Annotated in this window: 11 protein-coding genes; 5 read left to right on the top strand and 6 right to left on the bottom strand. The window is 52.2% G+C overall.

Annotation, left to right across the window (positions count from 1 at the left end; genetic code table 11):
* Positions 1-146 precede the first annotated feature (146 nt).
* Positions 147-677, top strand: a complete 531-nt coding sequence (locus FW415_RS08805) for an acyl-CoA thioesterase (protein ID WP_148383906.1) — start codon at positions 147-149, stop codon at positions 675-677.
* Positions 678-680: 3 nt separating this feature from the next.
* On the opposite strand, the gene FW415_RS08800 is transcribed toward FW415_RS08805, so the two are convergent.
* From FW415_RS08800 to FW415_RS08790, 3 genes are all read right to left on the bottom strand, one after another.
* Complete coding sequence (locus FW415_RS08800) at positions 681-1265, bottom strand: bifunctional precorrin-2 dehydrogenase/sirohydrochlorin ferrochelatase (protein ID WP_148383904.1); 585 nt, start codon at positions 1263-1265, stop codon at positions 681-683.
* A gap of 129 nt (positions 1266-1394) precedes the next feature.
* On the bottom strand, positions 1395-2171 hold the full coding sequence (cobA, locus tag FW415_RS08795; protein ID WP_148383902.1) for a uroporphyrinogen-III C-methyltransferase: 777 nt from the start codon (positions 2169-2171) through the stop codon (positions 1395-1397).
* 28 nt (positions 2172-2199) lie between these two features.
* The gene (locus tag FW415_RS08790) at positions 2200-4314 is read right to left on the bottom strand and encodes a HEPN domain-containing protein (RefSeq protein WP_148383900.1); all 2115 of its coding nucleotides are present in this window, start codon (positions 4312-4314) and stop codon (positions 2200-2202) included.
* Positions 4315-4553: 239 nt separating this feature from the next.
* Between FW415_RS08790 and FW415_RS24955 the strand changes: the two genes are divergently transcribed.
* On the top strand, positions 4554-4835 hold the full coding sequence (locus FW415_RS24955; RefSeq protein WP_168208739.1) for a hypothetical protein: 282 nt from the start codon (positions 4554-4556) through the stop codon (positions 4833-4835).
* Positions 4813-5466, top strand: a complete 654-nt coding sequence (hxpB, locus tag FW415_RS08785; RefSeq protein WP_168208738.1) for a hexitol phosphatase HxpB — start codon at positions 4813-4815, stop codon at positions 5464-5466. Before FW415_RS24955 ends, hxpB begins: the two co-directional genes overlap by 23 nt.
* Before the next feature lie 177 nt (positions 5467-5643).
* Here the strand turns inward: hxpB and rpsA are convergent, their stop codons facing one another.
* Positions 5644-7542 carry a 30S ribosomal protein S1 gene (rpsA, locus tag FW415_RS08780; protein WP_148383896.1) on the bottom strand — a complete coding sequence of 633 codons (1899 nt, stop codon included), beginning with the start codon at positions 7540-7542 and terminating at the stop codon, positions 5644-5646.
* Positions 7543-7725: 183 nt separating this feature from the next.
* Between rpsA and FW415_RS08775 the strand changes: the two genes are divergently transcribed.
* Both FW415_RS08775 and FW415_RS08770 read left to right on the top strand, forming a co-directional pair.
* Positions 7726-8622 carry a rhomboid family intramembrane serine protease gene (locus tag FW415_RS08775; RefSeq protein ID WP_148383895.1) on the top strand — a complete coding sequence of 299 codons (897 nt, stop codon included), beginning with the start codon at positions 7726-7728 and terminating at the stop codon, positions 8620-8622.
* A 23-nt stretch (positions 8623-8645) separates the two neighbouring features.
* Positions 8646-9881: a 4-hydroxy-3-methylbut-2-enyl diphosphate reductase gene (locus tag FW415_RS08770; protein ID WP_148383893.1), complete on the top strand. Its 1236-nt coding sequence runs from the start codon at positions 8646-8648 to the stop codon at positions 9879-9881.
* A gap of 345 nt (positions 9882-10226) precedes the next feature.
* On the opposite strand, the gene FW415_RS08765 is transcribed toward FW415_RS08770, so the two are convergent.
* Entirely contained in the window at positions 10227-10988 is a 762-nt protein-coding gene (locus tag FW415_RS08765) for a LytTR family DNA-binding domain-containing protein (RefSeq protein WP_148383891.1), read from the bottom strand.
* A 15-nt stretch (positions 10989-11003) separates the two neighbouring features.
* Positions 11004-12962, bottom strand: a complete 1959-nt coding sequence (locus FW415_RS08760) for a tetratricopeptide repeat protein (protein ID WP_148383890.1) — start codon at positions 12960-12962, stop codon at positions 11004-11006.
* Positions 12963-13074: the final 112 nt, after the last annotated feature.

The raw sequence follows: 13074 nt of genomic DNA, 5'->3' as shown, positions 1-13074 counted from the left end.
GGATGGCATTCCCGGGTGACCTCAAACCCTTTACCACAGCGACTTTCATTTTCCCGTAAAGCAGCGGCCGTTTTTCCCGGCGCACCGGGAATTCTCGTGGCATTCCCGTAATTTTGCCTGCTGAATTAAAGCTGAAACAAAGAAATATGACCTTATCGCCCAAAACGGCCCATGAATCCCTCATCAATATGACGGAACTGGTGCTCCCGAACGACACCAATACTTTTGGCAACCTGATGGGGGGAAGATTAATGTACTGGATGGATATTGCCGCTGCGCTCGCCTGCATGAAACACTGCGCCGCTCCGGTCGTAACCGCGTCTGTCGACAATATTTCCTTTGAGACGCCTATCCGGCTGGGCAATGTGGTACATATCGAGGCCAAGGTCACCCGGGCGTTCACCACTTCTATCGAGGTGCATATGCGGGTATGGGGAGAAGATCCCGTGCTGCAATACCGTTACAAATCCAACGAGGCATTTATGACCTTCGTGGCCCTGGACCCCAATGGCAAGGCCCGCCCCGTTCCGGCAATCATCGCAGAATCAGAAGAAGAAAAGAAATTGTTCGATGGCGCCCTCAGAAGGCGGCAGCTCCGCCTCATCCTGAGCGGCAAAATGAAACCCGCCGACGCCGGCGAGCTGAAAGCCCTCTTTGCCGGGGAGATCGACGGTTGACCATCAGCTCCCCTTTCCCACCAGCACACTCGTCAGCTCATTCAGCTTTTTCACCTTATCCGCAAAGTCGCCTTTCAACCTTTCCCGGATGGCGCCCAGGTTGTTCAGAACGGCTTCCAGGGTTTCGGGGATCGCATCCTGCAGCACCTCCCTCAAACGCTTGGCAATAGTGGGCGATTTGCCATTGGTGGAGATCGCTATCTTGAGACTGCCCTTTTGCACGACAGAGCCGAGGTAAAAATCGCACAAGGCCGGCGTGTCCGCCACATTGATCAATACCTTGCCCGCTTTCGCCTTTTCCCAGATGCACGCATTCAGTTCCTTGTCCGCCGTAGCGGCGATGACCAGGTCTTTCCCGAAGATATCCCCGCAGGAAAAGGCCTTCTGCACCAGCGTTACATTCGGAAACCCCGCCGCCAGCGCTTCCAGTTCCGGCGCAAACCAGGTAGCCACCACGGTTACCCGCGCAGCGGGACAGTTCTGCAGGATGGCGTTCACCTTCTCATGCCCTACATTCCCCCCTCCGACGACCAGCATCTGCAGCTGCTCGAGCTTGAAAAACACAGGAAATAAATGATTCTGTTCCATAAAAATGCGATTTGAGGCCCTATAAAAATACGAAGAGAAAAACGCTTCCCGGAAATCTGTTTTGTTCAGCGCAGGGAGTGGCGCTCCCCGCTCATTTCCGAAAAAAGTCTTTCTCTTCGTAATACTTTTTTATACTGCAAGCCGGTAGTTCTCCGCCAGCCTGCTCTGCAGGTCCTGGAAAGCCTCGTGGAAGCGCACCACTTCACCGATCACGATGATGGCCGGGTTGCGCAACCCCTGTTCCCGGGCAATATTGCCCAGGTCTTCCGCTACCCCCACTCCGATCTTCTGCGTTGGCAGCGTACCGTTCTGAATAATGGCAGCCGGAACCTGACCGCGCCCGTGACGGGAGTAGATCGCGGCGATCTCGTCCAGTTTGCTCATCCCCATCAGGATCACCACGGTGGTATCCGCCTGTATGGCAAATTCCAGGTCGCGGGACAGCTTTCCGTCCTGCGTAGTGCCCGTGATCACCCAAAAACCCTCGCTCACGTTCCGCGCCGTTACCGGAATATTGTTCACCCCCGGCACAGAAATAGCGCTGCTGATGCCCGGGATCACTTCGGTTTCAATACCATATTGCGCTGCGGCAGCTACTTCCTCCTGTCCGCGGCCGAACACAAAGGAATCACCACCCTTGAGGCGCACCACGCTGCCATAGGTCAGCGCATACGTCACGATCATGCGGTTGATCTCCGCCTGGGTGTACACATGCATACCGGCACGCTTGCCTACAAAACGCCGGAGGCAGTTCTGCGGCGCATGGTCCAGCAATTCGTTGTTCGATAAAGCATCGTACAGGATCACCCGGGCGTTCTGGATCGCCTTCAGGCCTTTTACAGTGATCAGCTCCGGGTCACCTGGACCCGCGCCTACCAGCGTCACTTTCGGTTGGATTACTTGCATGATCGTTCAGTTTAAGTGGTTGGTTTGGTCAGGCATTCACACCAGCAGCCTGTTTCTCCAGGCGGTACTGCTGTGCCCTGTCGTAAAATGCTTTTGCCTGCTGGAAATATTGCTTGGCAAAACTTTCTGTCGGTTCGTGCTGATTGATCTGCAGCACCAGGTCACGGAAACTCTCCATCTGGAAACGGCCCGTTGCCACAAAGTGCTTGTCGAAATCATTGATGATACCATGCTGCGTGTTGCAGTTCACGTTTTCATCCAGCAGGATGGATTTGGCGGTCTGGATCATACAGGCGTAAGTATGGTAGATGCCGTCGGCCCATGCGTTATTGGCAAAGGATTGCGCCGCCCATTCCAGCTTTTCTTCCGCTTCGAACAGCAGGGTGGCGATCAGATCGATGATCACACTGGCGCACTCTCCCACACCGATCGCGGTGCTGAAGGTCTCCGCCTGGCCCCAGTCGATAAAATCACCATCCTTCACCGCGCTCAGGTCAGCCAGCGGTTTCAGCAGATCGTAGAAATATTTTTCCCCCTGGCGGTCATAATAGTCGTTGAACAATTCGTTCGGCAGGGCATTGCTTTCATAGTTATGCAGCAGGGTGCGCAGCACATCAGGTCCCCGGCGGCTCGGCACTTTCAGCACCTTGTCCGCCACACGGCCCGCGCCATCGCCCAGCACACCACCGCCCAGCAATACCTGCAGGGCCGGCAATACTTTACCCGCGCTCTTCAGGGAAGAACCATGGAAGCCGATATTGGCCATACCGTGCTGGCCGCAGGAGTTCATACAGCCGCTGATCTTGATCTTGATATCATTGTTGTAGATCAGGTCCGGAAATTCATCATGTATCACATTTTCCAGGGCAGCGGCAATACCGGTGCTGCTGGAGATACCCAGGTTGCAGGTATCCGTACCCGGGCAGGCCGTGATGTCCGCAATGCTGTCAAAACCCGGTGCATGCAGTTTGGCCTCCGCCAGTACGCTGTAAACGTACGGCAGATACTCCGGGCGGATATATTTCAACAGCAGGCCCTGGTTCACCGTAATGCGCACGTCATCCGCAATCACCAACCGCAGTTTTTCCACCAGGGAGCGGGAAGTAACGGAGCTGATGTTACCCAGCGGTACGCGAACATATGCCGCGTAAAAGCCTTTCTGCTTCTGTTCAAAAGTGTTCGTTTTCTTCCAGGCTTCGTATTGCTGCTGATCTTTCACCTCATATGCCGGCAGCTGCGCATCCGCAGCCGGTGCGGCCGCCTCCTGCCAGGACGCATGGTCCACCGGTACTATTTTGGATTTGATAGCCTTGTATTCTTCTTGCACAAGGCGCGTAAATTCTTCCATCCCTATTTTCTGGATCAGGAACTTCATGCGCGCTTTATGGCGGCTGGACCGTTCGCCGTGGCGGTCGAACACCCGCAGCACACTTTCAATGTAGGGGATCAGCTGATCTTCCTCCAGGAACTCGAATGCCGTTTTCGCCAGATAGGGCTGCGCTCCGAGACCGCCGCCCACCATTACCTTGAAGCCCCTGATCTCCTTTCCTTCCACCACCCGCACTTTAGGTATCACGCCAATATCGTGCATGAAGGCAAACGCCGTGTCTTTTTCACTGGAGGAAAAGGACATTTTGAATTTGCGGCCCATATCCTGGCAGATGGGGTTACGCAGGAAATACCGGAAGGCCGCGTCCGCGTATGGTGTTACGTCGAAGGGCTCATTCGGGTCGATGCCCGCAGCGTCAGATCCGGTGATATTACGGACGGTATTCCCGCAGGCTTCCCGAAGGGTGATATCGTCCTGTTCCAGCTTCGCCCAGAGTTCGGGCGTTCTGTCCAGCGACACGAAGTGGATCTGGATATCCTGACGGGTGGTCAGGTGCAGGTTCCCCGTAGAATACTCATCCGAGATATCGGAGATGCGGATCCACTGCTGCAGCGTCATTTTGCCGTAAGGCAGTTTGATACGCACCATCTGAACACCCTGCTGGCGTTGCCCGTAAACACCACGCGCCAGCCGGAGGCTGCGGAATTTCTCTTCCGGCATTTTGCCTTCGCGAAACAGCCTGATCTTTTGTTCCAGTTCAATGATGTCCCTTTCTACTATCGGATTTTCCAGTTCGGTTCTGAAGCTTTGCATGATAAATAAGTTGCTCGTGATTAATTGGTATTCATAACTTCCGGCAGATGCCTGTAAAAACAAAACCTCCGTTTGCATCCGGAGGCCTTCATTGTATGATTGCTGAAAACAGTTTCATATATAGAATCCCCCTAGTCTGCCGAGCGGTCCCGACAGCATTTGCACATGTTCATTCCTATCGATATCTTATAACCCATAATCCTATAGATTTTGTAGAGTAATACAAAGGTAGATACCCGATGCGTAACCACAAAACTTTTTTCACTAAAAAAGAGGGGGGTAAATTAGAAAATATTCAAAGAAAGGGGGATTTAAAGCCTAAACAGCAAGATATCCGGGTATATGCGGTGGGGCGTCAGCTTGTCACGGGCCATATCATCAGACTCCGTCATCAAGATGCAATGCAGACAGCCCTGGTTCGGTGGACATGCCGTCGAATACCGGGGCATTCCCCTTTTCTGCTTACCTTTGCGGCGCAAAACAGCAAAAAGAACAACTATGATCAATACGGTGATTTTTGATATGGACGGGCTGCTGATCGATTCGGAGCCGCTCTGGGGTATCGCCATGCAGGAAGTTTTCTCCTCCGTTGGCGTGGAACTGAGCTCCGAACTGACGCACCTCACCACCGGTCTCCGCACCAAAGAAGTGGTCAGCTACTGGCACAACTATTTTAAATGGAACAGCAAAACGCCGGAGCAGGTCACCGCCGAGATCATCGAAAACGTCACCGGCAAGATCCTCCGGGAAGGGCAGCCAATGGAAGGCCTGCAGTATATCCTGGATTTCTTCCGGCAGCGGAACTTCAAAATGGGCCTCGCCTCCTCCTCTCCCATGCAGCTTATCCAGTCGGCATTGAACCACCTGGGTATCCGCGAATCCTTTGATGCGGTTATTTCCGCGGAGTTCGAACCCTATGGGAAGCCCCATCCGGCCGTGTACCTGGCCTGCGCACGGGAGCTGGACAGCGACCCGCTTTCCTGCCTCGCATTCGAAGACTCTGTAACGGGCATGACGGCCGCCAAGGCTGCGCGCATGAAAGTGGTGGTGGTACCGGAAGCGCACAAGCGGAATGACAAGCGCTTCGGGCTGGCGGATATGCAGTTAGGCTCCCTGCTGGAGTTTAACGATATGCTGCTGGAAAAGCTGTAATGCATATGTTTACCCCATCCTTCTTTCCTGCACCTTTAATGCGGCCAGCCTCCTTGTTACCGCATCCGGAATGTGGGCAGCTTTGCTGAGCACCGGATGCCGCTGCCCCTTTGCGCATAAAAAAAATCCCCTGGCGCTTGCCAGGGGACCTTTATCCTTTAAAACAATCGGGCTTACTTATTCACCTTTCTTTTCTTCACCGCCTTCGGATTGTTTCAGTTTTTCTCTCAGTTCGGCCAGCGCGCCCAGGTCGCCCAGGGTTGCTTTCTCTACCTTGGACTGGATGTTCTTCACAGTCTTGCGGGTCTTTTCAGCATCAGCGCGTTTCTCTTTAATGACAGCATCTTTTTCTTCTGCTTTCACTTGTTCCCAAACCTTGGTGTGAGAAACCAGGATGCGTTTTTCGTTGCGGTCGAATTCAATGATCTGGAATTCTTTCACATCTTCAACAGCGATCGGTTTTTCATCCTCGGTGCGCAGGTGACGGGCGGGAGCGTAAGCTTCCAGGCCGTATTGCAGCTGCACGGTAGCACCTTTTTCATCTTTCTTCACAACGGTACCTTCATGGATGGAACCGATGGGGAAGATCGTTTCAAAAGTGTTCCAGGGATCTTCTTCGATTTGTTTGTGGCCGAGGCTCAGTTTGCGGTTGTCTTTATCAATACCCAGGATCACTACTTCAATCTCGTTGCCCACTTTCGTGTACTCGCTCGGGTGATTGAAACGTTTGATCCAGCTCAGGTCGGAGATGTGGATCATACCGCCGATACCGGTTTCCAGCTCAACGAATACGCCATAAGGAGTGATGTTCTTCACGATACCTTTGTGCCGGCTGTCCAGCGGGAATTTGGTTTCGATAGTAGACCAGGGGTCTTCGGTGAGTTGTTTGATAGACAGGCTCATTTTACGCTCGTCTTTGCTCAGGGTAACAACCACTGCTTCGTATTCTTCGCCCAGTTTGAAGAACTCCTTGGCGTTGATCGGAGTGGAAGCCCATGAGATCTCGGATACGTGCACCAGGCCTTCCACACCGGGGAGGATTTCCAGGAATGCGCCGTAATCTTCGATATTCACTACTTTGCCTTTCACTTTTGCACCTTCGGTGATGGTTGCAGGCAGGGTATCCCACGGATGCGGGGTCAGTTGCTTGTAACCAAGGCTGATACGTTTCTTCTCGTCGTCGAAGTCCAGCACCACCACATTGATCTTCTGATCCATCTGGAGCACTTCGCTCGGGTGAGAGATACGGCCCCAGCTGATGTCGGTGATATACAGCAGACCGTCGAGACCACCCAGATCGATGAACGCACCGAAGTCTGTAATGTTCTTGATGGTACCTTCCAATACCTGGCCTTTTTCCAGTTTGGAGATGATATCCACACGTTGTTGTTCGATATCGCTTTCGATCAGCGCCTTGTGGGATACTACGGCGTTGCGGATGGCTTCATTTACTTTCACCACCTTGAATTCCATCGTTTTACCTACAAACTGATCGTAATCGGTAACAGGTTTAACGTCGATCTGTGAACCGGGCAGGAAGGTTTCCATACCATGTACATCCACGATCAGGCCGCCTTTGGTTTTGCTGGTAACCGTACCGGTAACCACTTCGCCGGTCTTGTACACTTCAACGATACGCTCCCAGGCACGTTGTGCACGTGCTTGCTTGCGGCTCAGGTGAAGGTTGCCGTCGCGGTCCTCCTTTTCTACTACCAGCACTTCCACCTCATCACCCACTTTCAGGCCCTGCAGATCGCGGAACTCATTCAGGGAGATCAGGCCATCGGATTTGAAGCCGATGTTCAGTACCACGTCTGTGTTGGTCAGACCAACTACAATACCGGTCAGCAGACCATTCTCCTCGATAGCCTTGAAGGTGCTGTCGTAAGTCAGGTCATACTTTTCTTTCTCTTCTTTGGAATAAGAAGATACGTTACGTTTGTCCACGCTCCAGTCGAAATCATCGTGAGCGGTGGCAACAGGCGCATTTGTTGTCGCTGTCTCGACCGTAGCAGTTTCCGCTACCGGTGCCTGTTGTTCAGCGTTTTGTTCGTTAGTAATGTTGTTTTCTGTCAATTTTTGTTTCCTCCTTTTAAAGTAAAGTATTTTAAGGGAGGCAAAGATACGGAGATATTCCCTTCCGGGCAAGTTTATTTGAGCGATACGGGGCGTGTAAATGAATAGGATACATATAAATTTTATTATCATCCACACAACTGCTTTCCTTTGTGATAAAGCAATTTTACTTAATTTGCCGCTATGAACGGAACTTCTTTCAAATCTGATATCCGGTACTGGCTGAAACAGGAGAACAGTGTAAACCACCTGATGTTCGTCAATATTACCGTTTTTGTGGTGATGGGAATCCTTTACCTGCTGGCATTTCTCAGCAAAGGCATGTTCGGGGCCGTGTATGCTTTCCTGCTGTACCAGCTGGAGCTGCATGTGCAGCCGGATCTGCTCCTCCGCAAACCCTGGACCCTGCTGACGTATATGTTCATGCACGCGGGGATATTCCATATTTTCTTCAATATGCTCAACCTGTACTGGTTCGGCAATATGTTCAGAACTACCCTGGGGAACCAGCGGGTGCTGCCCCTTTACATCCTCAGCGGCCTCATCGGTGCGCTTGTTTATCTCGCCGCCTATCTCGTATTCCCGCCGACATCTTACCTCGGAGGCCCGATGGTAGGCGCATCGGCAGCCGTGATGTGCTTTCTGGTGGCCAGCGCCACGCTGATGCCGGATGTGGAGATCGGGCTGCTGTTCCTCGGCTCCATCAAACTGAAATGGGTAGCTGTAGGCGTGATCGTGATCGATATCATCCTCATCCCGCAGGGAAATGTAGGCGGTATCCTGGCCCACCTCGGCGGCGCCGCTTTCGGGTATATCTACGTGCTCACCCTCCGGAGCGGTACCGATCTCTGCGCTCCGCTGATCGCCCTCTTCAGGACAACAGCCGGCCTGTTCGACCGCAGCAAACACCCCCCGAAAAAATTCAAACCGAAGAAATCACCCCTCCGCGTGGTGCGCAAAAATGAAAATCTTCATGCCTCCCGGCTGGATGAGTTGCTGGACAAGATCAATGAAAAGGGGTACGACAGCCTGTCCGCGGATGAAAAGCAATGGCTGCGCAAGTACAGCGATGAAAAATAGATTCTTGCTATCTTTGCCAGACCATGAAGACATTTAACGTTCCCGTCATATACCGCAGCCCCCTGATCTCCGCTATCAAGCAATACCGGAAGCAACAGGACCGCATGAAAAAGGATTTCACGCCTACCCTGCTGGATTTCGGGCCCATCCGCATACAACTGGCGCGGCACTTCGGTTTCTGCTATGGTGTGGAGAACGCGATCGAGATCGCTTTCAGAACGGTGGAGGAAAATGAAGGGAAACGGATCTTCCTGCTGAGTGAAATGATCCACAACCCCCAGGTCAACAATGACCTGCTTTCCCGTGGCGTGCAGTTCCTCATGGATACTTCCGGCAAGCAGCTGATCCCCTGGGAATCCCTGCATGCGGATGATATCGTGATCATCCCGGCATTCGGCACCACGCTGGAGATCGAAGCAAAGCTGGAAGCGCTGGGCATCACCCCGCTGCAGTACAATACCACCTGCCCGTTTGTGGAAAGGGTCTGGAACAAAGCGGAACAGATCGCCGGAAAAGATTATACCGTGATCGTGCATGGCAAGCCCAAACACGAAGAAACCCGCGCCACCTTCTCGCACAGCCGCCAGCATACTCCTACCGTAGTGGTGAAAGACATGGCGGAAACCCATCGCCTCGCTGCCTATATTCTCGGCACAGTGCCTGCGGAGCAGTTTTATGAAGAATTCAAAGGCCAGTATTCCGAGGGTTTTGACGTTACCCGCCACCTGCAAAGGGTGGGCGTGGTGAACCAGACCACCATGCTGGCATCCGAAACACAGGCCATCGCAGATTATATCCGTCAGGCCATCCAGCAACGCTACCAGCTGGCTGATGACCAGGTATCAGAACGTTTCGCGGACACCCGGGATACGCTCTGCTACGCCACCAATGACAATCAGACGGCAGTGACCGGCATGCTGGATGCTCCGGCAGACCTGGCGATCGTGGTGGGCGGCTATAACAGCTCCAATACCTCGCACCTCGTAGAGCTTTGCGAAGAAAAACTGCCCACCTATTTCATCTCCTCCGAAGAAAAACTGCTGTCCGCCAGCGAGTTGCTGCATTGGGACTTCCATCACCACCAGGAGCTGCACAGCCGGCAATTCCTCCCGGAAAAACCGGAAAACGGACCGGTGACCGTCCTGCTTACCAGCGGCGCCTCCTGCCCTGACGCCATCGTGGAATCCGTCATCCGGAAACTCCTTTCCTTCTATGGACTGGAACATAAGGCCGAAGAAGCTATCGCCAACTTTTCGTGATCAATTCCTATCGTTGTAAAAAAAGACACCGGAGGGTGCCGGCTTCCGGTGCTCGCCAGCGCTCTCCCCGAACCATAAAAACAAAAAAGACACCGGAAGGTGCCAGGTTCCGCTGCTCGCCAGCGTTTTCCGCGGAAGCATAAAAACAAAAAAGACACCTGAAGGTGCCTTTTTTCTTTGGGGCTAATCAAACGCTAGTAATGCAGAGAAAATCTTTTTAACAAACAATATATTTTCCTATTGTGATACAAAAGTAATATGTAAGAAAAGGCACTGCAACCTCCAATTAATATCCGGTATGCAATTGGCGATAAGTGGCACGATTGGGATGGTATCTGGATACGGTCAAAATTGCATGGCCTTTTTGAGGAAGTCCGCCTTGCGTCTGCGGGACACTTCTACCTGCGTGCCATCGCTCATCAGCGCAAACCCGCCTTCCCCCTGGATGTAGGATTCCATCTGTTGCAGATTGATCAGATGGGAGTTGTGGATCCTGAAAAAGTCCACATCCGTCAGCAACTCCTCAAATTCCTTCAGCGGCTTGGACACCAGCAATTGCTTCCGGTCGGTAAAAAATATCTTCGTGTAATTACCGGTGGATTCACAACGCACAATATTCTGTACCGGCATGAAAACCAGTCCGTTGATGGTAGGCAGCGCGATCTTTTTGTTCGTCTGCTGCATCGTTTTCATGTTCTGTAAAAAAGCTTCGATAGGGGTGATACCGGCATCCTGTTTGTTCAGACGCCGCTCATGATACTTGCGCAGGGCTTCCTGGAGGTCCTGCACACTAAAGGGTTTGAGCAGGTAATCCAGCGCATTGAACTTGATCGCTTTGAGCGCATATTGTTCGTAAGCGGTGGTAAAGATGACGTCAAATACCACTTTATCATATTGCTTCAATAGTTCAAACCCGTTCTGATGAGGCATTTCCACGTCAAGGAACACCAGGTCCGGCTGCAGTTCGTCAATGATCTGCCTGGCGTCGGATACACTGTTCACGCCGGCCAGCACGGTTACTTCCGGACATTTTTTCTGCAACATGGCCTTTAATGCATCAATGCAATGCTGTTCATCATCCACGATAATTGCTTTGATCTCGCTCATACGGTGATATGGTTTTTAGAACAAAAATTCTGCGGGTAATATGATCCTGACCTGGGTGCCGGCTGCCTGCCCCACCTGGTCTTCAAGGTCGCGCACTTCCACATTCGCGTCTTTCGTATTATTGATCTTCCGGATCAGGGCAATACGCCCCTCCGTTACTTTCATGCCCATGGAATGATGGGTGCGGTCTTTTTTCTCTTTGATCTCCATCGCCATTTTCCGGCCGATGCCATTATCCGTCACGGTCACTTCCAGCACTCTCCCGTTCAGCGAAACGGCAATATCCAGCCGGCCCTTTTTCTCTTTCCGGTGTACGAGCCCGTGCCAGATGGCGTTCTCCACATAAGGCTGGATGATCATGGGCGGTATCAGCACTTCTTCATCATTGATATCGTCGGCCAGCTGTATGCGGTAATCGAAAATATTATTGCAGCGCAGCACTTCCAGGTCCAGGTACAGACGCAATGATTCCAGTTCTTTATTCAGGGGAATGAAAGTATGCTGACTGTTGTCCAGGATCATGCGCATCAGTTTGGAGAACTTGGTCAGGTAATCGGAGGCTTCTTCCTGGTTATTGCTCCAGATATAACGGTGGATGGAGCTGAGCGAATTGAAAATAAAATGCGGGTTCATCTGCGAGCGCAGGGAGCGCAGTTCCAGCTGCAGCGTTTGCCGGTTGGCCTGCAGGTTGCGGTGGCGGATATAAAAGAAACCGCCGACGATCAGCATGAAAAGAAAACCCGCCAGCGCAATGGCCAGCGCCAGGTTGCGGCGGATACGCAACTGGTTGATATCATGCTCCTGTTGCAAAAGCTTGATCTGATTGTCTTTCTGATGCACATCGTACATGGCCTGCATCTGGGCGAATTCTGTGATGGATTTTTCATCCAGCAGGCTATCCTTGTACAGCAGGGAGATATTTGTACTGCTGATAGAACTGTCGTACATGCCTGCACGGTGAAAGTTCTCTCCCATGGCCTTGTAGGCCTCCTGCAGAATGGATTTGAAGCCCCAGCTTTTGCCAAGGTCGATGGACTGGCGGACATATTTGCGCCCTTCTTCCAGTTTCCCTTCCTCATTCAGCAATCTCCCGATAGCCAGGTAGCTCTCCGCCAGGTGGATCTTGTCCGCCACCCGGTTGTTATCGTTGGCCTCCAGCGCTTTTTGCAGGTACTGCATGGCCAGGGGGTAATTTTTTTTCTTCTGGTAAGCGGTGCCAAGGCAGGTATAACAGATGGCGATGCCTTTGTTGTCCCCGATCTTCTGGTTCACCGCGAGGGAATTATTATAATATTCGATGGCTTTGTCCAGCTGCCCGAGGCCCTCGTAGGCAAAACCGAGATTGCCGAGGTTGATGGCCACGCCCAGGTCATTATTGCTTTCCTGTTCCAGTTTCAGGCTTTTGGTAAACTCTTCGATGGCGTCTTCGTATTTGCCGGCTGACAGCTGGATGTTGCCGATGGAATTGATGGCGATGGTGATATTGCGGATGTCGTTGATCTTTTCGGCGGTCTTCAGTGCCCGGAAATGGACCTCGAAGGCTTTCTGCAGCATATCCCGGCGGCGGTAATCGACGCCCATATTATTGAGGGAAATGGCCATGAGCCGGTCGTTCTGTATCTCTTCCGCATAACGGAGCGCCCTTTCGTGGTAATCTGCCGCAAGAATGTACTGGGATTTGTTGCGTTTGGCCGTTCCGAGTTCGTTGTAGGCTTCCGACAAGCCTTTGCTGTAACGGATCTTGTGGGATATAGCGATGGCTTCCCCGAGGAAGGGATTTTCCAGCCCCTGCCGGTCGAAATACCTGAAAAAGTTCCTGGACTTTGCCATGAGCCGGTTGACTTTCACGGTATCGTCCCGCATGGACAATACGGAATCCAGCGTTCTGAATACCAATGTGGAATCCTGTGCGGATGCATGCATCCACATGCCGGAGAGAAGGATCACAATGAAAATGAGACCTTTAAAAGACATGGTAAAAGGGTGAAACAGTGCCCACAAGGTAGAAATTTTAAATGATTATTCATTAAAACGGGCCATGGAGGATGAAAAGCGAAGGGGCGAAAGAATTCGCCCCTTTCCTATT

The organism is Chitinophaga sp. XS-30, from assembly GCF_008086345.1.
Taxonomy (GTDB): domain Bacteria; phylum Bacteroidota; class Bacteroidia; order Chitinophagales; family Chitinophagaceae; genus Chitinophaga.
Note: the sequence above shows the minus strand (reverse complement) of the source record. Positions and strands in the feature narration are given on the sequence as shown.